Annotated in this window: 16 protein-coding genes; 9 read left to right on the top strand and 7 right to left on the bottom strand. The window is 57.2% G+C overall.

The window, feature by feature from the left end; all coding sequences use genetic code 11:
* Window positions 1-36: 36 nt before the first annotated feature.
* The 3 genes from bchO to bchI are packed head-to-tail and all read right to left on the bottom strand — an operon-like array spanning window position 37 to window position 3,855.
* Complete coding sequence (gene bchO / locus E1180_RS16200; RefSeq protein WP_155192542.1) at window positions 37-954, bottom strand: alpha/beta fold hydrolase BchO; 918 nt, start codon at window positions 952-954, stop codon at window positions 37-39.
* Window positions 954-2,825, bottom strand: coding sequence for a VWA domain-containing protein (locus E1180_RS16195; RefSeq protein ID WP_155192540.1), 1,872 nt, complete (start codon window positions 2,823-2,825; stop codon window positions 954-956). Before E1180_RS16195 ends, bchO begins: the two co-directional genes overlap by 1 nt.
* Entirely contained in the window at window positions 2,818-3,855 is a 1,038-nt protein-coding gene (gene bchI / locus E1180_RS16190; RefSeq protein WP_155192538.1) for a magnesium chelatase ATPase subunit I, read from the bottom strand. The genes E1180_RS16195 and bchI overlap by 8 nt, the downstream gene beginning before the upstream one ends.
* 408 nt (window positions 3,856-4,263) lie before the next feature.
* On the opposite strand from bchI, the gene E1180_RS16185 reads away from it, so the two are divergent.
* The 7 genes from E1180_RS16185 to E1180_RS16155 are packed head-to-tail and all read left to right on the top strand — an operon-like array spanning window position 4,264 to window position 11,776.
* Window positions 4,264-5,634 (top strand): V-type ATP synthase subunit B, encoded by a 1,371-nt coding sequence (locus E1180_RS16185; RefSeq protein WP_155192536.1) that lies wholly within the window; start codon window positions 4,264-4,266, stop codon window positions 5,632-5,634.
* Window positions 5,634-6,257 (top strand): V-type ATP synthase subunit D, encoded by a 624-nt coding sequence (locus E1180_RS16180; RefSeq protein WP_155192533.1) that lies wholly within the window; start codon window positions 5,634-5,636, stop codon window positions 6,255-6,257. Before E1180_RS16185 ends, E1180_RS16180 begins: the two co-directional genes overlap by 1 nt.
* Window positions 6,254-8,047 (top strand): V-type ATP synthase subunit I, encoded by a 1,794-nt coding sequence (locus E1180_RS16175; protein WP_155192531.1) that lies wholly within the window; start codon window positions 6,254-6,256, stop codon window positions 8,045-8,047. Before E1180_RS16180 ends, E1180_RS16175 begins: the two co-directional genes overlap by 4 nt.
* Window positions 8,044-8,493, top strand: a complete 450-nt coding sequence (locus E1180_RS16170) for an ATP synthase subunit C (RefSeq protein ID WP_208997185.1) — start codon at window positions 8,044-8,046, stop codon at window positions 8,491-8,493. Before E1180_RS16175 ends, E1180_RS16170 begins: the two co-directional genes overlap by 4 nt.
* A gap of 9 nt (window positions 8,494-8,502) precedes the next feature.
* On the top strand, window positions 8,503-9,204 hold the full coding sequence (locus E1180_RS16165; protein WP_155192529.1) for a hypothetical protein: 702 nt from the start codon (window positions 8,503-8,505) through the stop codon (window positions 9,202-9,204).
* A gap of 2 nt (window positions 9,205-9,206) precedes the next feature.
* Window positions 9,207-9,944: a hypothetical protein gene (locus E1180_RS16160; RefSeq protein WP_155192523.1), complete on the top strand. Its 738-nt coding sequence runs from the start codon at window positions 9,207-9,209 to the stop codon at window positions 9,942-9,944.
* Window positions 9,941-11,776 (top strand): V-type ATP synthase subunit A, encoded by a 1,836-nt coding sequence (locus tag E1180_RS16155; protein WP_155192520.1) that lies wholly within the window; start codon window positions 9,941-9,943, stop codon window positions 11,774-11,776. Before E1180_RS16160 ends, E1180_RS16155 begins: the two co-directional genes overlap by 4 nt.
* Window positions 11,777-11,789: 13 nt before the next feature.
* Here the strand turns inward: E1180_RS16155 and E1180_RS16150 are convergent, their stop codons facing one another.
* On the bottom strand, window positions 11,790-12,578 hold the full coding sequence (locus E1180_RS16150) for an ATP-grasp fold amidoligase family protein (protein WP_196220617.1): 789 nt from the start codon (window positions 12,576-12,578) through the stop codon (window positions 11,790-11,792).
* Window positions 12,579-12,894: 316 nt separating this feature from the next.
* Between E1180_RS16150 and E1180_RS16145 the strand changes: the two genes are divergently transcribed.
* The gene (locus E1180_RS16145) at window positions 12,895-14,361 is read left to right on the top strand and encodes a lipopolysaccharide biosynthesis protein (RefSeq protein WP_196220616.1); all 1,467 of its coding nucleotides are present in this window, start codon (window positions 12,895-12,897) and stop codon (window positions 14,359-14,361) included.
* A 10-nt stretch (window positions 14,362-14,371) separates the two neighbouring features.
* Here E1180_RS16145 and E1180_RS16140 read toward each other — a convergent pair whose 3' ends face one another.
* On the bottom strand, window positions 14,372-15,061 hold the full coding sequence (locus E1180_RS16140; protein WP_155192512.1) for a nitroreductase family protein: 690 nt from the start codon (window positions 15,059-15,061) through the stop codon (window positions 14,372-14,374).
* 397 nt (window positions 15,062-15,458) lie between these two features.
* On the opposite strand from E1180_RS16140, the gene E1180_RS16135 reads away from it, so the two are divergent.
* A complete protein-coding gene (locus E1180_RS16135; RefSeq protein WP_196220615.1) occupies window positions 15,459-16,454 on the top strand; it encodes an ABC transporter substrate-binding protein in 996 nt (331 codons plus the stop codon).
* 146 nt (window positions 16,455-16,600) lie between these two features.
* Here the strand turns inward: E1180_RS16135 and E1180_RS16130 are convergent, their stop codons facing one another.
* The gene (locus E1180_RS16130) at window positions 16,601-18,112 is read right to left on the bottom strand and encodes a BCCT family transporter (protein WP_155192508.1); all 1,512 of its coding nucleotides are present in this window, start codon (window positions 18,110-18,112) and stop codon (window positions 16,601-16,603) included.
* A 134-nt stretch (window positions 18,113-18,246) separates the two neighbouring features.
* Window positions 18,247-19,560: an NAD-dependent dihydropyrimidine dehydrogenase subunit PreA gene (preA, locus tag E1180_RS16125; RefSeq protein WP_155192505.1), complete on the bottom strand. Its 1,314-nt coding sequence runs from the start codon at window positions 19,558-19,560 to the stop codon at window positions 18,247-18,249.
* Window positions 19,561-19,565 lie beyond the last annotated feature (5 nt).

The raw sequence follows: 19,565 nt of genomic DNA, 5'->3' as shown, positions 1-19,565 counted from the left end.
CCGGTTCCGGCCGCCTCGCGTTCTACCGCCAGGGCCTTATGCTGCGTCTGCCCCGTTTGTGTTTCGCGACTGCAACGCGGCCTCAATCCACTCGGCCACGAGTTCCGGATGGCTTTCGTGAACCAAATGTCCGCCGTTCGATGTCAGGGTCAGACGGCTGTTCGGGGCATAACCTGCTGCCTTCTTCGAGCTTGAAGCGGGGACCATCGGATCGTCCTCGGCAGCATAAAAATCAATCGGGACTGCCAACCGTTTCAGCATGGCGTTCAGATGAGACAGATCCCAGGATGCCATCATGCCGAGAGCGCCGCGCACATGTCCGGATGAACTCAGCAGCCGCTGGTAGAGGGCATTGCCCAGTGGATCGATGCGCGACCCCGTTGCGGACAGCAGATTGTTGCCGAGCGGTGTCGTCTTTGCGAGCAGCGAAAACATGGATGCTGACAACGGGTTGGCGAACAGGGCCTTGGCCATTGGAGACAACAGGCGGTTTCCCCGGATGGGTTTCAAGGCGCCATTCACGCTGAAGACATGCGTATGGTTGCCGTCTTGTTTTTCCATGCGTGCTGCATTCATGAGCGAAACAGTAATTACCGCGCCTGCAGAGTGTCCGAGCAGAAGCGTCGGCCGCAGCCCGAGATGGTGCAGCAAGCCGCGGATCGATGTTGTCATTCCCTCAAGGGACAGATCAGGACTTGCGGTCGGGCGCGTGAAGCCGTGGCAGGGAAGGTCGAGGACGACAAGCTGGTACTGGTCCATTAGAAGCGGGATCAAATTGTGCCAGGAAAAGGAGGCTGCCCCGGTGCCGTGGATCAGAAGAAAGACGGGCGCTGTTTTGGGCCCCAAAAGCTGCACATGCCATCGGTATCCGCTCACGGTCACAAACGTACTTGCGTCCCGGTACGGCCAGTCCTGCCCGTCCCTGTCCCAATCCAGCCAGTCGCGCTCCGCCATCACCTCCGGGCCTCCTCTAGGGACGTGTTGACGACATCCGACAGGGCATATGCATCTGCGTGGCGTAGAAAATGATGATCCGCACCCATGCTTTCGGCCAGATCCGCCACAGTGTCCCGTGGGCGTCTGGCAATATCGATGCAAATGGATTTGAGATCTTGCTGGCGGCAGCATGCGGCAAGCCCGCTCAGTTCTTCCGCGGCTTGCAGCCGGTTGGCCTCGCCGTTCAGGGCGATGTTGCCGCGCCCATCCGTCAACAGAACCAGCACCGGTGTGCTGCCTTGGCGGCGGATGTTCAAGGCCATCTCGACGCCCCGTTGCAGACCCGCGGCGAGCGGTGTTGCGCCACCGCCCGGAAGGCCGGCCAATTTTCGTTTTGCGGCGACAAGCGAGCGGGTTGGCTCAAGAACGATGTCCGCCCCTTTCCCTCGAAAAGCGATCATGGCCACCTCGTCCCGGCGCACGTAGCAGCGCGCAAGAAGCTGCTCAATTGCCCCTTTTGTTTCTCCAAGCCGCTCCAGCGCGGTGGAGCCGGACGCGTCAACGACGAAGATGGCGGTCGACGGTGTTTCGTGCCGCAAGCGCTGATACCGGTAGTCGTCCCGCACAATCAAGGTCCTTGGAGGCGCGCACCGGACCTGGTCGTCTTTCGAAGCGCTAGCAGCCAGCAGAGCGCGTTTTTCCTTGCGGATTTTTTGCCAAGGTGCGGCTGCCCGCAAGGTTGCAATCACATTCGGTCTTGCATCTGGATAAGGCGGCGTTCTGGAGGTCGCGACAGGCCTGCCGCGCCGGGCATTTTTTTTCAGGGCACCGGATTTTCCAGCGCGCGTACCGGCCGGGTTTTTGTGATGCCCATTGGCGATATCCGGAAGTCCTGCAATCGTTCCAGCTTGAACGGCAGCCAGCATGTCGAGAAGAGCTTCGCTGTTTATGATTTCGGACGTGTCCGGTTCGCCCGCTGCGCTTTCGGGCTGGGATGCCGTTGGCAAGGGCGCATCGCTTGTGTCGGCAGGATTGTCCGGTCGAGTTTCAGGCGGCGGCGGTTCAGCGGTTTCTGGCATGCGCAAGGTTAGCGCGAGGCACAGCCGCAGCGCGTCCAGGGCATCCGTTTCCGTCACGCGTTTCCGGCTGTCGAGCGCGGCCCGGAGCCGGCTTACGGTCATGAGGTGTTGAAACGAGCGCAGAGACGTATTGCCCGCCGTTTCCGCGACCTGAGCGAGAAAGCCGGCCAATTCAGTTTCGATAAAAGTCTCGTGGAACGGAACTGTGTTGAGCTCCAACGGCCTCTCGGGTGGAAAGGACACATCATGCCAGGGCACAGCATTCAGATCGACAATCAATCCGAGCCGGTCGGAAAGGATGGGGGGCAGCGCTTCCTCCGGACCGGCACTTTCATCAACGGCAAGTGCCATGAAGCGTGTGGTCTGGATCGCATTGGGTGCTGCCGCATGAGAGGGCGTTGGAACCTTGCCGGTGTCCATCGCTTGCCCGATAACCGCTGCATGTCCAGCCTCGAGCCTTTCAGCCATCGGCAATAGGAGAACCCCCTTGTCGGCACGTGCCAACAGGCCGGGCTGCATCATAAGGCGGCCCTGATGAGCAGTTGCTGTGAAGTCAGGGCTACCAAGCAAGGCAGACCAGGTCACCGAACAAGGCATTCGAGCCCATGGGGTGTCCGCGGAGAGGTAAGACTTGAGAAAGCTAAGGTAAGCGTCCCGCACACCGCCAGCCCTGGCTTTCAGCCACAAACCGCCCAGACGCGGTCCGCCGGCCTTAAGGATTTGAGCTGCAAGGATCGCATCCTGCCAGGCGGTCGGCTGGGTCTCTGATGCGCCGGCATCACAAGTATTTATGGCGCTCAGATCATCCATGGCCGGTTCCGGCGCTGACGGCTTCTATGGCGCGCTCAACGCGCGGGGCGCTGCCCGCATCATCAAGGGGATCGCGCCGCAGGCGATGGCAGAGCACCATCGGGGAAATTTCCGAAACATCGTCCCAAGTCACCGATAGCCTGCCCGCGAGTGCCGCCGAAGCACGGCAGGCGCGCATCAGCGTTAACTCCCCGCGCATTCCATCAATACCAAGACGCATGCAGAGCAGGGACATCCGGGACAGGATGTCGTCCGGAATGTCGACATCGCGCAGGATCGTTCGGGCTTTGACGACTTTTCGCCGGATTGCCGCATCCTTCCGCGCCCATGTTTCACAAAAGGCATCCGGGTCGGCTTCATAAGCGTCCCGCCGCCGGATGACCTCGATCCGTTGTTTCAGGTCGCCAATGGTTTTGACGTCAACTGCGAGCCCAAAGCGGTCCAGCAGTTGCGGACGCAGGTCGCCTTCTTCCGGATTGCCGCTGCCAACAAGGGCAAACCGTGCCGCATGCCGGACGCTCAAGCCCTCTCGCTCAACCACATTCACACCGGATGCGGCCGCATCAAGCAGCAGATCCACCAGGTGATCTTCCAGAAGGTTGACTTCATCAATGTAAAGAAAACCCCTGTTGGCGGTCGCAAGCAAACCGGGTTCGAACTGCTTCTCGCCGGCAACAAGCGCTTTTTCCAGGTCAAGCGCGCCGCAAATACGATCTTCGGTGGCCCCAAGTGGCAAGTCGACCATGGGCGTGCGCACCTTGATGACTTTTCCCGGGCGGTGGCTGTTGCTGGCCGTGCAAACCGGACAAGCAGTCTGAGGCTTTTCAGGTTCGCAGTTGAACCGGCAGCCAGCCCGTGTCTCAATTTTTGGCAGCAATTCCGCCAATGCGCGGACGGCCGTGGATTTGCCTGTCCCGCGATCACCAAATATCAGAACGCCGCCAAGAAGCGGTTCGATCGCCGCCATCAGCAGCGCTTTCTTCATGTCGTCCTGAGCTACAATCGCCGAAAAGGGAAAGGGCTTTGACATAGGGCACCATCCAGTCAGAGTGTCAATTTAGGTTGACACATTTTCGGGCGAGTTTGAAGGAATAATTTACAGTGTTCCGAAGACCGGCCCGCAGCGGCCGTAATTATGGGGGGCGGCCCAATGAAGACTGCCTTCAGCGGTGTCTCTTGCCACGAAGCAAGTTTTGGTGCGGGCGGCGGCAAATTTCGTTGCGCAAATGATCCAAGTCATACGTTCGTTATGCTCTCTCCCTTAACTTCAATCCGGTTGAGAGGATTTTGTCCGCCGGGGTCCGGCGAATTCCGCAAGATGGTTGCATAATTGTGAGAAGCACGCCTAAGCTGGGCACTCAATGTCTTTGGCGAAACTGCGGGCGCAATGCCCGATGATTGTGATCTTGACCAAGGGAATCACATAAGGAGGCAACCGATGCTGGTCTCCCATACCAGGATTGTCGATATCGTTGGCGATATCATTCGAATTCGCGTTTCGGCCTCCAAGAGCACATCGGAGGGGCGGCCATGTCTTGGTGACTTGGCTGTCGTGGAGAAAGGCGATGGAACGACATCGCTTGCCCAGGTCATAAACATCGATCATGAAATGGTGTCCCTTCAGGTGAACTCCGGCACCAAGGGACTTGCCAACAATGCTGCAGTGAGGTTCCTCGGCGAACCGGCAAAAGTCACCTACTCGGGCAATATTCTGGGACGGGTTTTTGACGGTGCGGGCCACTCGATCGATCAGGGGCCGGACCTTTCGAGCGATCCGTCCATTCCGATTGGCGGACCGTCGGCAAATCCCATGAAACGTGTATTGGCATCGCGAATGATCCGCACGGATGTGCCGATGATCGATATTTTCAATTGTCTCGTGGAGAGCCAGAAGATCCCGATTTTCTCGGTCTCTGGAGAGCCGTACAATCCATTTCTGGCCCGGATCGGCATTCAAGCGGATGCCGACATTGTCGTCTTTGGCGGACTTGGCCTGATTTTCGACGATTACGCGTTTTTCCGCAAACAGTTCGAAGATGCTGGTGTTTTCCCGCGCACGGTGATGTTCATCAACCAAGCTTCCGATCCTGTTGTCGAGCGGCTTCAGGTGCCTGACATGGCATTGGCGGTTGCTGAAAAATTTGCGGTCGAGGAAGGCAAGCGCGTCCTCGTTCTCCTGACAGACATGACTGCGTTTGCCGACGCGATGAAAGAAGTCTCCATCGCAATGGAGCGGGTCCCGGCCAATCGGGGATATCCTGGGGACCTCTATTCCCAGCTTGCCCGGCGCTATGAAAAAGCTTGCGACTTCAAGGGATCGGGATCCGTGACAATTTTGACCGTCACCACAATGCCGGGCAATGACGTGACCCACCCGGTTCCCGACAACACGGGCTACATCACCGAGGGCCAGTTTTATCTGCACAGCGGTGTCCTTGATCCCTTCGGCTCATTGTCACGATTGAAGCAGCACGTGATCGGGAAAGTGACGCGTGAGGATCACAACCAGATCATGAACACGATGATCCGGTTCTATTCCGGTGCGCGTGATGCTGAACAAAAACAATCGATGGCCTTCGAATTGTCCGACTATGACCAGCAGCTGCTGAAATTCGGGACCCTCTTCCGGGAGCGGTTCATGGACATCGACGTGTCAATCCCTTTGGAAGATGCACTTGATCTTTGCTGGCAAACGCTTGCGGAGTGTTTCGAGCCGGACCAGCTGCTCATGAAGCAGGGGCTTATCGACAAGTACTACCCGAAAAAGACCAGTCAAAACGTTGAAGCCGCAGGCGGGGAGGCCGCCTGATGGCAAAGCTTGCGCTGAATAAATCCTCGCTGGCCAAGGAGAATGCGCAGCTTTCAGAGTACAAGCGGTTTTTGCCCTCCCTGGAGCTCAAGCGCCTGCAGATCATGGCGGAGCGGGCTCGGGCCAAGGAGCAGGCAGCCCGCCTTGAACGGGACTACGAGGACCGGTTTACGGACATAGCCCAGTCCTTGCCAATGCTGGCAAACCAGCATGTGCCGCTTGAAGGATTGGTAAGGCTTAAGTCGGTCTCGCACGGTGAGCAGAACCTGTCAGGCACAAAGTTGCCTGTCCTGGAGAACGTCGATGTTGCCGTCGAGCCGTATTCCCTCTTGGCGAGGCCTCATTGGGTGGACCCCTATGTAGAAGGTATGAAGGAGCTTCTGCGGCTCAACCAGGAGCGGGAGGTTGCCCGTGAGCGAATCGCAAAGCTGATTGAGGCCGAAGCTGTCATTTCCAGGCGGGTCAATCTGTTTGAAAAGGTCCTGATCCCAAGAGCTGAGAAGAACATCAAGAAAATTCGCATGGCGCTTGCGGACGCTGAGCGGGATGCGGTGGTGCGGGCAAAGATTGCCAAACGCAAGACCGCGGCGCGGGCAGCCGACGGGAGACTGGCGGACCTATGAGCATTGTTCCTCTGACAAAGGTTAGCCTAATTGGCCTCCTGGATGACAAGGAGCAGGTTCTTGAAGCCGCACAGGCGTTTGGTGCGTTTCACCTGATCCCTTTGACGTCAGCGCAAAAGGAACTTGAAGCCGTTCCGAACGGCAAGGGCCGAGAGGCCTCTGAGGCTTTGCGCTGGCTGGTGGACAGTCCCTTACAGCGGCGCCCAGTCACAAAGCCCGATGACTTTCAACTGTCCGATGTGGTCGACAGGTCTCTGGCCAACCGCAAGGCGTTGAAAGCCTGTGAAGATCAACTGGCGCATTTGCACCAGAGAATTCAAAGTGTGCAGCCCTGGGGGGAGTTCAGCTTTTCCGATCTTCAATCCGTCGGCGGAAACCGGCTGTGGTTCTACGTGGTTCCCGTTTCGAAGCTCGGTGCCATTGATCCGGCCGGCAAGACGATGGAAATTGTTCACCGGGACAAGTATCGCGCCTACATTGTTTTGTTGTCCGCGGAAGAACCTCCGGCTTCCGCCATGCCTGTTGCCCGGACGCATATTGGCTCGGAATCGCTGTCGGTCCTGCAACAGCGGTATGAAGACGCTGAAATCACGCTAGAAGATCTCAATCTGGAGCGTCAGGCCCTGACAAAATGGCGTTATCTGCTGGCCCGTAATCTCGCTGCGGCGCGGGATCAGTCAGCCCGTCAGCGCGCGGCCTTGGAGACAGCTGACACCGGCAACATTTTTGTTCTGCAGGCCTGGGCCCGCCAGGATCAGGAAAAAGAGATCCGCGTAATGGCGGATGAGCGCCGGATCGCATCCGTGTTCGAAGATGTTGGTGAGGGGGATAGACCGCCCACACTGCTTGAAAATCCGCCGTCATTGGCCGCGGGCGAAGATCTGGTGGAGTTTTACCAAACGCCCGGATACCGCGACTGGGATCCATCGCCGATAGTCTATGTTTCTTTTGTCGTCTTCTTCGGCATGATCATGACAGATGCCGGGTACGGCCTTCTGCTCCTGGGGCTTTTGTATCTGTTCCGGCGCCGGTTTGCCGGATCAGAACTGGGCCAAAGGCTGTTCCGCATGTCGGTTTGGCTGATGGTATCGACAACGGCATTTGGTGTTGCAACCGGAAGCTATTTCGGCATTTCACCCCCGGATGGCAGCCTGCTGGCTCAGGTCAAGATCCTTCATCTGAAGGATGTTGATACGATGATGAAAATCACACTCACGATTGGTGTTCTGCACATCGTGCTCGCGAATTTCATGCGATCACGGAACGCGCATACGGCAAGCGGAAAGTATCAACCGCTCGGGTGGTGTCTGGCGGCGATCGGCGGGCTTTCCGCCTATCTCGGGGCGGGCACGACCTTGCAGATGATAGGGCCCGTGATCAGCGTCTTGGGTCTTCTGACTGTGGGCTATTTCGGCAGTGACCGTCCGGTCGATTCCGTCAAAACGGGCGGTCTGCGGGTTTTCGACGGATTTGCCGCTTTGGCACGCGTCGTGAACATTTTTTCTGATGTCTTGAGCTACATGCGCCTTTTTGCTCTCGGGCTGGCGGCGGCATCCCTTGCAGAGACGATCAACTCCCTGTCCGGACAATTGAATGAGGCGGTTCCGGGGATCGGCGTATTGATCGCGCTCATTGTCCTTGTGATCGGACATGCGATCAACATTGGCCTTGGGTTAATCGCTGGCTGTGTTCATGGTCTGCGCCTGAATGTCATTGAATTTTTCAATTGGAGTTTGACGGATGAGGGTCAGGCCTTTCGTCCGTTCAGGAAAGAGGAGACACGCTTGTGAACGAATTTGTGGTGGCTCTTGGATGGTTCGGGCTGTTCGCGCCAGTGGCCCTGGGCGCAATTGGCAGCGCCTGGGGGTGTGCCTTGGGCGGCAGCGCGGCCATTGGCGCAATGCTCGACAGCGACGGCGGATATGGCCGTTTCATTGGCGTATCGCTCATGCCCTCATCGCAGGTGATCTATGGCATTGTGATCATGTTCTCCCTTCAGCAGCAAACTGTTGACGCGGCCAACGGTGCAGCCTTGTTCGGCATAGGCGTTCTGTCTGGTTTTACCATGCTGTTCACGGGCATCCGCCAGGGGGAGGTGCTTGCCTCGGCCATACATGCATCCAAAGCCAAGCCGGAAATTTTCGGAATTTCGCTTGCGCCAGCTGCCGTGCTTGAGGGCTTTTCCGTTTTTGCGCTGGTGTTTGCACTTGTGCTGGCCGGTTCAATCCCGAGTTAGGAGGCTGCGATGTCCAAACAGGATCCGGGAAACCAGTTGGAAAATGCCGCGGGTGCAGGCGTACAAGCCCTCATTGACCGGCTCAAGGCGGAAGGTGTTACCGCAGGTCAGGCAGAGGCGTACGAGATTCTGGCCCAGGCAAAGTCGAAGGCCGACGCAATGGTAACGGAGGCCAAGGCGAAGGCTGATGCTCTTTTGGCCGCAGCCCGGGAAGAGGCGGCCCGCGAAAAAGCTGCAACGGAAGACGGCTTGAAAGTCGCGGCCCGGGACCTGGTGCTGAACATGCGCAATGAGCTCGGTGATCGCATTCAGCAAGAGGCGGGCAGACTCGTTGCGACCACGTTGGCTGACCAGGCATTCTTGCAAAAGCTGATTCTGGCCATGGCCGCGGGTGCCAAGGAAAACGCCTCAGTAAGTGACGGCGATTCCATGGAAATCGTGTTGCCGGAGAAGGTCGTAACCTTCGAGGAGCTGAAGCAATCGCCGGAAGCCGTTGAGCCGGGAACTTTGACCCACTTCGTGATAGCCCTTGCTGGCGATGTCTTGCGCGATGGTGTGACGTTCTCGACCGCCCCGGGTTTTAACGGGATCAAGGTGAAGCTGACGGAAAAGAATGTATCAGTCGATCTCACGGATGAGGCCATTGCCGCGCTTTTGCAAAGGCATTTGCAGCCGCGTTTGCGGGCCGTGATGGAGGGGGTCCTGCGCTGATCATGTCAAATCCGCACCAGTACATCGCGCTGGTCACCAGCCTGCCGCATCTTGGCGTATTGTTCACCCGGAAAGAGGTGCCGATCTCACAGTTCCGGTTGAAACAGCGGCTTGGCGTCCTGTCACCCGGCCATCAGAAGCACTTGCGAGAAATGGTGGAGGTGACGGCCTGGGCGGGCGTTGCGAAGTACGACAGCGATGCAAGCGTGATATCGCGTGCCAGGGAAGTCATTGCCGATCTGGCGGAGTACCCCGACCTCCAGCATCTGGTTGCCGCACGGATGGAGACGCGGACCTTGATTGCCGCATTAAGGCGGCGGAGAGAGGGGCAGGAGACTGCGGGAAGAATCAGCGAGTGGGGTTATGGCCGCTGGCTGGCATTCATAAAGGATAACTGGATGGACCCCGGCTTCGGTCTGTCGCATTTTCTTCCCTGGATCGCCGAGGCCGACCGTTTTATGCGCTCCGGAGACCATATCGCCATGGAACGGCTGGCGTTGACCGAAGTTATGCGTGAACTCGATCACTACGGAAACCATCACGAATTCGATTTCGAAGCCGTTGCAATCTACGTCCTGCGCTGGGTGATCGTCGAACGGTGGTCTAGGTACAACGAGGCCGACGCGCGGGAGCGCTTGCAAGTCCTTCTCGAAGACGCGCTGCACGCGAACGACACACACACAACCCATCCAGCTTCCATGTCCGAAACGCCTTTGCCTTCAGAAGGGGCCTATTCATGACCAGTCATGTTCAGCTTCCGGAACCGACCGCGGAGATCACCGCTGTTCAGGACGATCTTGTGACCCTGGCACCGATTGCAGATGCGCCGTTGATCAAGAACGAGGTAGTCTACATCCTTCCGCATGGACCCGAGCGCGATGGAAAGCCTGCCGAATATCTAAAGGCTGAGGTGTTGCGTGTCCGGGGGCAGTCGGCGGAAGCGCAGGTGTTTGAGAGCACAGCCGGTGTCCGCGTTGGCGACAAGGTTATCCAGAGCGGCGAGATGCTGTCGGTTGCCCTTGGCCCGGGCCTTCTCAGTACCGTTTTCGACGGGCTCCAGAACCCGCTGGCCGATATTGCCGCAGAACACGGGTTCTTCCTGCCGCGCGGGGTTTTGACAAACGCGCTGGACCAAAGCCGGAAATGGGCCTTTGATCCGAAAGTCATTTCTGGACAAGGCGTAAAGGCGGGAGACACCCTTGGGACCGTTCCGGAAGGCCGTTTCGAGCACAAGATCATGGTGCCTTTTTCCTTTTCAGGAGAATGGACTGTAGAGCGCGTGCGGGAAGGTAGCTTCACGGTGAACGAGGTGGTCGTTACCTTGAAAAACGCGCGCGGGGAAACGCGCGACCTGACAATGGTCCAGCATTGGCCCGTCCGGCGCGCGATCCCGGAGGGTCTTGTCAAGGGCGGGCAAAGCGAGCGGCTTTACCCGAGTGAGCCGCTCATCACCACACTGCGGCTGATCGACACGTTTTTTCCAATCGCGCGGGGCGGCATGGGCTGTATCCCAGGGCCGTTCGGAGCTGGAAAAACCGTTCTGCAGTCTCTGATCTCACGGTTCTCGGCAGTCAATATCGTGATCGTGGTTGCTTGCGGCGAGCGCGCCGGTGAAGTGGTCGAGACCATCACCGAGTTTCCGCATCAGCCGGACCCGTCCGGGGACGGTACCCTGATGGACAGGACCGTGATCATTTGCAACACGTCGTCCATGCCGGTCGCCGCACGTGAAGCCTCGATTTATACGGGCATCACGCTTGGCGAGTATTACCGGCAAATGGGATACGATGTTCTCCTGATTGCCGACAGCACATCGCGCTGGGCTCAGGCCATGCGGGAAACATCCGGACGGCTTGAGGAGATCCCGGGCGAAGAAGCGTTTCCGGCCTATCTCGATAGCTCGATCAAGGGGATATATGAACGCGCCGGTGTTTTGAAAACGGCGTCCGGCGCGACCGGCAGTCTGACGATGATTGGCACGGTTTCGCCAGCGGGCGGCAACTTCGAAGAGCCGGTTACGCAGTCAACACTCGGCACCGTGAAGACCTTCTTGGGTCTGTCTTCGGAGCGGGCGTATAAGCGGTTTTACCCAGCTGTTGACCCGCTTCTGTCTTGGTCACGTTATCATGCGCAGCTCGACGGCTGGTACCGGGAAAACATCGGTCCAGATTGGGTTGGCCGCGTGGATGAAATGATCGAGTTGCTGCGTCACGGGGATGAAATCACCCGAATGATGCAGGTAACCGGCGAAGAGGGCGTCTCAACGGAAGACTTTGTCATTCAGCAAAAGGCTTTGTTCCTCGACATGGTCTATCTGCAGCAGGACGCGTTTGACGATGTGGACGTGTCCGCGCCTTTGGCCCGGCAGCAGGAAACATTCGATCTGGTCTACCGGATCGCCACCGCGGAGTTTGCGTTCGACAGCAAGGATGCGGTCCGCAAATTCTTTACCGAACAAACATCCCGCTTCAAAAACATGAACTATGCCGTAGACGGCAGCAGCGAGCGTTCAAGACTATTTCAGGAAATAGAAGCTGCCGTGGGTGCGGTTAGCGCCGTCCCTCGCGCATAGCACTGGCTGCATGCTAGCCGGTTTTCTTGAGCGCTGTTGTTTCGCCGGGATCGGGAAGGGTGCCGGGCTGTTTTTTTTCATTCAAAGCTTCGGTCCACTGGCGGCCGAGCTCCTCATCAAAAGACGGCGGATCGAATACTGCGAAGCCGCCGGACGGGTAGAACGTCAATTCACTGAATTTGATCCAGTCATCCGAAGCATAAAGATCGACGCGGACAAAATCGAAGTCCGCGCCCAGCGTCGCTGCCAGATCCAACATTTCACCTAAGAGCGGCGGAGTGGGAAGGTCTTCGATCATTTTGCCGTAAAAATCTCTATCGACCACAGGGATGTGAGACCAGTCAGGACGCCGGAAAGAGGTATAGTCCGTTCCGTTTTGCCGGAAATCGACGTCAACACAGGCTACCTGGCCCTTAAAGACATAGAAGCGATAGGTCGGGGGCAATTCCTCGCCGTGTGCCAAGAGTTTTTCGATCAGGACTCGCGGTTTGATTTGAGAATATGCCCATTCCCGGTTGATCGATGCATGATCTGTTGCAAGCCATACGGGAACAGGATTGTCTTCCACAAACTCTTTTGCATCTTCAATGCCGTTCAGGATCCTGCCAAGCGCACTTGCATGCGTCGGTTTTACGATGACCGGAAAGGTGATTGTGTCCCAATCGATCTTGCTTAGATCATCACCAACCCAGAAGGATGGGATGACGTATTTTGCGCCAATTTTTTCGGCAACGAACCTTTTGGCATCATGCTTGTCAACGAGAGGACCAAGACGCGGGTCCCTGTCTTCCAGTTTCCGCACTTGAATTTTTTCGGTGAACCTTGCCGGAGATCGCAAGTTGGGGACGCGGCCTAAAATTGTCAGGTATTTCAGTATTATATAGAGCCGGTCCGGAAGCGGTTTGATAAGCCGCCAAAAGGCCCGTCGGGCAAACATCCCCAAACTGCCGCTATTGTTAGGGTCACCGAACAAATACTTTTCTGTTTTAAAACCAGTGAACATTAAGCACCGTTAAGCCCCCACAACACAACCTCCGTAATATCCTCAAGGGCTTAATCTACCGTTACTCCTTCTCCGCTAGACCGGATCTATGGCACAGCTCTTTCGAAACTCCTTGTTGAGCATAGCGACCACAATGATCGGTTTGGTGTCCGGTTTCTTGGTGACCGCTCTTGTTGCCCGGACACTGGGGCCGTCCGGCGCGGGCGCTGTTGCTCTGGGGATCTGGGCGGCTATGTCCGCGGTTACAATCACCGGATTAGGCCGTCCGCAGGTTGTTTTGAAATTCGCCCCCGATTTCGTCAGTGATCACAGGCGGAGCCTAGCATCAGCTGCATTTTTCGAAGCTATTCCAATTGCCTGTATAGCAGCTGTGGGGGCTGTGGGAGTTCATTTTCTCACCATAAATGCGGACTGGTTTCCGCAGGCTTCCGTGGTTTTTGCCGGCTCAGCATTCTTCATCGTGTATTTCTTGTACGTGTTTTCAACAGCTGCGGCCCAAGGAGCTGGACGGTTTCCTCAGACGACGGTTACGTCAGCCATCGGCGCTATTGTTCAACTGCCAGCGGCAATTGCCGGTGCGGTGTTTTTCGGCCCAGCAGGTGCGATCCTCGGAATGGCATTGCGGTACGTGCCGCAGTCCTGCTTGTTGCCAGGCTATTTCGAGTGGCCGTGGAAGCGCAAAAAAATCCAATTGTCTCCCGCCATGCGGTCCTACGGCCGTCAGATTTGGTTGACGGATATGATCGACCTTCTGGCTCTTTCCCGGTTGGAGCTGGTTGTCCTTGGCGTTTTCTGGTCTGCCGAGACAACGGGCTATTTTGCCGTTGCAATCGCTCTATTCGGAATTATTGGACAGATTACGCTGCAGCTTTCCTCCGTCTTTATTGTCGGCTTTTCATCGCAGCAATCCGATGAGGGTCAAGCCGAGGTCTCCGAAAGCTACACCGCGGCGGTAAAGGCACTCGCGGGCTTGCTTGTTCCCATTGCCTTTGGTGGTGCGGCCTTGATGCCTGTCTTTGTGCCCCTGGTGTTCGGGAGCGATTTCGAACCGGCGGTTCCAGCTGCGATGATCTTGATGATTACCTCAAGCTGGGCAGCGATTGCGGTCATACCGTGGAGCTATCTGGCTGCGAAATCGCATAGCCAGCTTCTGCTGAGGACTATGTGTCTGGTCGCTGTGGGCTCTATTGGCCTGCTATTCGCACTCGTACCCACATTCGGACTGTTTGGTGCTGCAATTGGGCGTGCTTTGGCTGAACTGCTGTTTCTCGTTGCGCTTGTCTACTGTGTCCGCCAAGCGGCCGGTCCGGCATTCCCCTATCGTTCAGTCTTGAAGATTGCGGCGGCAGGCATCTCGTGTGGGCTTGCAGCTTTTGCAAGCCTCCAACTGGTGCCCGGCGCCGCGGTGTTGCCGGTCGCCGTTGTCGCGGGAGCGCTTGTTTACATTCTCTGCATCCGCTTCTTGAAACCAGCCTCTGAGACCGACCGTTTGAGGTTGGTAAACCTGCTGGAGACTAGGGGACCTCGACGTCTTCGCCCCTTCTTAAAAAAGGTCAGTAACCTCATCCTCGGCCCGGTCTGAAACGCATGCGTTAAAACACGCTCAGGATGTCCTTGAGAGGCTTTTTGATCTTGGCGGCGGCGGGCACGGTTGCTGTTTCTGACGCGTGGCCGGCCGCCAGGATCATCACAGGTTTCTCTGCATCCGGCCTGCTCAGGATATCGTTCAAAAATTTCATCGGATTGGGGGTATGGGTCAACGTGCTCAGACCCGCGTGATGGAGTGCGGTGATCAGGAGGCCTGTGGCGATCCCGACGCTTTCCGGGACGTAGTAGTGCTTGTATCGGGTGCCATCATCGAATGTGCCCCAGCGCTGCGCAAATATCACAATCAGCCAGGGCGCAATTTCCAGATGCGGTTTGTGGGCGGTGGTGCCAATTGGCTCCAATGCCTTGATCCATTCATCTCCTGCGCCGCCCTCGTAGAATTTGCGTTCTTCTTCCTCCGCCGCTGCCCTGATTTGTTTTTTTATTACCGGGTCGCTGATAGCCACAAAATGCCATGGTTGGTGGTTCGCGCCACTTGGTGCGGTTCCCGCGGCGCGGACACAGGTCTCGATCACGCTTTGGGGTACGGGACGGTCCGAAAAATCGCGAATGGTGTGGCGCGTGCGGACATCTTCATAAAATGCACTGGCGCGCGCTTCCATGTCCGCTTCGGAAAAGGAACGGCGATCCGTCATGGGGAGTGCTTTGTAGCTCAACTGAGATTTGGCAATCATGTGTCTTTCTCCCCTTTGAGTGGTCTGTGCTCCTTCCTTTAAAGCAGAAGGCATTGGCGAATAGATTTATTGTGAGAAATACTGATGGTTTTGCAAGATCGTTTCGGCCGACCGATGCTGCAAAATACCTACGGCCCAAAGAAAACCCAGTCAGGTCAAGCAAGAAATTGACGCTCTTGATTAAAAAATAGCCTTGACCAGACAGGCGGCAACTTCCTAGATTTTTCTTGACCAATTGGTCAGGGCTTTCTCAGAAGACAATATGTCCGTTTGGCCTTACCGTGATCATGTGGTTGCTTCTGCAGGGGTTGGGACCCTCTGCACTTGGAAGTGCCGCCGCGATCAAAAACTTCCAGAACCGGGCCCGGTCCAGGGCGGGCCCATAACCAATAGGGGAATGGCAATGAAGGCAATAAAAGGTCTCGCCCTTGCAACCGTGTTGGGCGCAAGCCTTGCTTCAGGTGCGGCACAGGCGGCCGATGAACTCACATTGCAATTGAAGTGGGTCACTCAAGGCCAGTTCGCTGGTTATTATGTCGCCAAGGACAAGGGGTTTTACGAAGAAGAGGATCTTGACGTCACCATCAAACCGGGCGGCCCGGACATTGCTCCGCCGCAGGTGATTGCCGGCGGTGGTGCGGACGTGATCATCGACTGGATGCCCTCGGCGCTGGCTTCCCGCGAGAAGGGTGTTCCGCTGGTGAACATTGCCCAGCCGTTTCAGAAATCCGGGATGATGCTGACCTGCCTGAAGGAAACCGGCATTACATCGCCGGAAGACTTCAAGGGCAAGACGCTTGGCGTCTGGTTCTTCGGCAACGAGTACCCGTTCCTGTCATGGATGAGCCAGTTGGGAATCCCGACAGATGGTGGCGAGGACGGTGTGACCGTACTCAAGCAAGGCTTCAACGTTGATCCGCTTCTGCAAAAGCAGGCCGATTGCATTTCTACGATGACCTACAACGAGTACTGGCAGGTCATCGATGCGGGCATTCCAGCTGAAGACCTGATCGTCTTCAAGTACGAGGACCAGGGCGTCGCAACGCTGGAAGACGGTCTTTATGTGCTTGAGGAAAGCCTGGAAGACCCGGCCATGGTCGACAAGCTGGCGCGTTTCGTTCGGGCCTCCATGAAAGGTTGGGCCTACGCGGCCGAAAATCCGGAGGAAGCAGCTGACATCGTATTGGAAAACGATGCAACTGGTGCTCAGACCGAAAAGCATCAGATCCGGATGGTGGGTGAAATCAACAAGCTCGTCGACGGGTCCGATGGCAAGCTGGACATGGACGCTTATGAGCGCACCGTAAAGTCCTTGCTGGCCGGCGGCTCTGATCCGGTCATCACTAAGGAGCCGGAAGGCGCCACTTCAACAGCGGTGACCGACAAGCTCTGACCGTCTGAACTGCCAGATCAATCGAGTGATTTAGGCCGCGCTTCGTCCGCGGCCTTTTTCATGTCCGTTTGTCCGCGCGGAAAAGCACCCAGAATACAAATCCGATAAAGGCGAATGTGCCCAGATTCATGAGCGTGTCGACCGGGTCACCGATGAGCATGAGTGTCAGTCTCCTTTGTATCTTGGAGCAGTGCCCGGATAAGGCAGGCGAGCAAAAGAACAGTAATGAAGACGAAGGGCAGTGCGCCGAGTGCGATCAGCGTGCGTACGGCCTGCATGGAGCCGGACAGGATCATGGCCGTTCCGAGAACGCCAAGAAGGCATCCCCAGACGACCTTGATCTTCACACTCGGGTTCTGGTTGCCACCCGTTGAGAACATGCCCAGCACAAACGCCGCACTAACCACACTTGTGACGATAAACAGGAACGCTGCGAAGACCGTTGCAAGCGTTGTGAGTGTGGCAAAGGGCAGCCGGTCAAGGAGCGCAAAGGTCATGCGTTCGACATTCGTTTGGGTCATTGCGAGCAAAGTACCCTGACCATTAAGCGTCTCGAAAATGCCGACCCCGCCAAAGGCGCCGAACCAGATGGTTGAAAACAGGGTTGGGCCCAACAAGACGCCCAGCACGAACTCGCGGATCGTGCGGCCTTTGGAGATCCGCGCGACAAAGACCCCGACGAATGGCCCCCAGGCAATCCACCAGACCATGTAGGTCAGGGTCCAGTCCTGGAACCATCGTCCGATTTCATCTCCGTAGAATGTGAAAGTGCGCAGACCTGCGGGGATCACATCGGCGACATACATGCCGATGCCGCCGATCACCGAATTCATGAGGAATTCGGTTGGACCCATGATGACGGTGTAGGCCACGAGAGCAATGGCAAGGCTCATGGCAATGTTTGAGAGCTTTGCCATTCCTGTGCTGAGATCCACCATCAGCGGGGGAATGTAGGCCGCGATCATCACAGCAAATACAGCCCAGATCAGCCACTGTGCAGATTGTTCTGCCCCGGCCAGGACGCTCAGGCCATCCGCGACCTGGAACACGCCCATGGCAACGGAGCCCGCAACGCCGATTGCGATGGCCGAAATGGCCATGAAGTCGGAAAACCAGCCGACGACAGACGCCCATGTCTCACCGGGAAACAGGTTTTTCAACGGAGCGCTTACCAGCATCGGCGTGCCCCTGCGATAACTGAAATAGGCAATGGCAAGGGCAGTCGTTCCATAGATCGCCCAGGCGTGGATGCCCCAATTAAAATTGGTTGCCAGAAGCGCCGCGTCGGCTGCCTCCGGTACCGATATCTTGCCCTCCAGAAAGGCGAAATGCGTTAGGGGTTCGGCAACGGCCCAAAACAAAAGCCCAACTCCCATGCCCGCGGCAAAGAGCATGGCGATCCAGGTGGGAGTCGCGTATTCGGGCCGGTCGGTATCCACACCGAGCCGGATATCCCCGAACCGCGTGAACACAAGACCGAGGCAAAAAAGCAGCATGATCGTGACGGACAGCATCACGAACCATCCGCGGCTGACGAAATACTGATCGACAATGCGCTGCGCGGTGTCCTGAAGGCTTTGGGGATCGGCCACGCCCCATATACCGATGACCGCACACAGGCTGATGGAGCAGCCTAACAGCAAATAATTGGAGCGCATGAAACCCTGCCCGGTGAACCCTTTTCGCTTACGCTAACCGGGCATGTTTGCGATTGCAAAAGGTGCTGAACAAAAAAACCGCAGGTGCTGAGACCACCTGCGGTTTTTCGAAGTTGGTTGAGACGGAAACGTCCCTACTCAGCTGCTTCCTGCACCGCCATCGGATTGTTTGGATGGGTTGTCCAGTTGGCGTATTTCTCTTCCACGACCTTGTTGGTGCGCGGGTCAACCGTCCCGGGGGCCATCTGCTCCATGGTGATGCAGTTCTCGACCGGGCAAACGTTGACGCAAAGGTTACAGCCGACGCATTCCTCGTCGATCACCTCGAACTTGCGCACGCCGTCGACCATATTGGTAATTGCCTGGTGCGAGGTGTCCTCGCAGGCAATGTGGCAGCGGCCACATTCAATACACAGATCCTGATTGATCTTGGCCTTGGCGATGTAGTTGAGGTTCAAATGCTGCCAATCGGACGCGTTCGGAACCGCCCGCCCGACGATTTGGTCAACCGACGTATAGCCTTTTTGGTCCATCCAGTCGCTGAGGCCTTCAATCATGTCCTCAACCACCTTGAAGCCGTAGGTCATCGCGGCGGTGCAGACCTGAACGGACCCGGCACCAAGCGCCATGAACTCGGCCGCATCGCGCCATGTGGTCACGCCGCCAATACCGGAGATCGGCAGGCCATGTGTTTCCGGATCCCGGGCGATTTCCGCAACCATGTTGAGTGCGATTGGTTTTACGGCCGGGCCGCAGTAGCCGCCATGAGCGCCCTTGCCGTCGACCATGGGGGCCGGTGACATGGCATCCAGATCGACGCTGACGATCGAGTTGATTGTATTGATCAAGGAAACCGCGTCCGCACCGCCCGCTTTTGCGGCCTGAGCCGGTTTGCGGATATCGGTAATGTTCGGCGTCAGTTTGACGATACAGGGCATTCGGGAGTGCTTTTTCACCCACCGCGTGACCATCTCGATATATTCCGGCACCTGGCCGACAGCGGAACCCATGCCGCGTTCGCTCATGCCGTGCGGGCAGCCGAAGTTCAGCTCAACCCCGTCCGCTTCGGTGTCTTCAACAGCCTTGAGGATGTCAATCCAGTTCTGCTCTTCGCAGGGGACCATCAGCGAGACGACGAGTGCACGGTCAGGCCAATCGCGCTTGACCTGCTTGATCTCCCGAAGGTTCACCTCCAGCGGACGGTCGGTGATCAGCTCGATGTTGTTGAGTCCGATCAGCTGCCGGTCCTTGCCGTGAATGGCGCCGTAGCGCGGGCCGTTGACATTGACGACCGGGTCGCCATCGCCAAGCGTCTTCCAGACAACGCCGCCCCAGCCGGCCTTAAAGGCGCGGACAACGTTGTATTCCTTGTCTGTTGGCGGCGCAGAGGCCAGCCAGAACGGGTTCGGCGACTTGATGCCGATAAAATTTGTCGTCAGATCAGCCATGTGTC

Origin of the sequence: Roseibium denhamense, assembly GCF_009711415.1 — a bacterium.
In the GTDB taxonomy this organism is placed as follows: Bacteria; Pseudomonadota; Alphaproteobacteria; order Rhizobiales; family Stappiaceae; genus Roseibium; species Roseibium denhamense.
The sequence above is the reverse complement of the archived record's forward strand: the minus strand, read 5'-3'. Positions and strand labels throughout refer to the sequence as shown.

Bases quoted from the DNA above. Each gene is read 5' to 3' on its own strand.
- E1180_RS16160 (WP_155192523.1), top strand. From the start codon at position 9,207: ATGTCAAATCCGCACCAGTACATCGCGCTGGTCACCAGCCTGCCGCAT.
- E1180_RS16130 (WP_155192508.1), bottom strand. From the start codon at position 18,112: ATGCGCTCCAATTATTTGCTGTTAGGCTGCTCCATCAGCCTGTGTGCG.
- bchI (WP_155192538.1), bottom strand. From the start codon at position 3,855: ATGTCAAAGCCCTTTCCCTTTTCGGCGATTGTAGCTCAGGACGACATG.
- E1180_RS16155 (WP_155192520.1), top strand. From the start codon at position 9,941: ATGACCAGTCATGTTCAGCTTCCGGAACCGACCGCGGAGATCACCGCT.
- E1180_RS16165 (WP_155192529.1), top strand. From the start codon at position 8,503: ATGTCCAAACAGGATCCGGGAAACCAGTTGGAAAATGCCGCGGGTGCA.
- bchO (WP_155192542.1), bottom strand. From the start codon at position 954: ATGGCGGAGCGCGACTGGCTGGATTGGGACAGGGACGGGCAGGACTGG.
- E1180_RS16140 (WP_155192512.1), bottom strand. From the start codon at position 15,061: ATGATTGCCAAATCTCAGTTGAGCTACAAAGCACTCCCCATGACGGAT.
- preA (WP_155192505.1), bottom strand. From the start codon at position 19,560: ATGGCTGATCTGACGACAAATTTTATCGGCATCAAGTCGCCGAACCCG.
- E1180_RS16185 (WP_155192536.1), top strand. From the start codon at position 4,264: ATGCTGGTCTCCCATACCAGGATTGTCGATATCGTTGGCGATATCATT.
- E1180_RS16180 (WP_155192533.1), top strand. From the start codon at position 5,634: ATGGCAAAGCTTGCGCTGAATAAATCCTCGCTGGCCAAGGAGAATGCG.
- E1180_RS16195 (WP_155192540.1), bottom strand. From the start codon at position 2,825: ATGGATGATCTGAGCGCCATAAATACTTGTGATGCCGGCGCATCAGAG.
- E1180_RS16175 (WP_155192531.1), top strand. From the start codon at position 6,254: ATGAGCATTGTTCCTCTGACAAAGGTTAGCCTAATTGGCCTCCTGGAT.
- E1180_RS16135 (WP_196220615.1), top strand. From the start codon at position 15,459: ATGGCAATGAAGGCAATAAAAGGTCTCGCCCTTGCAACCGTGTTGGGC.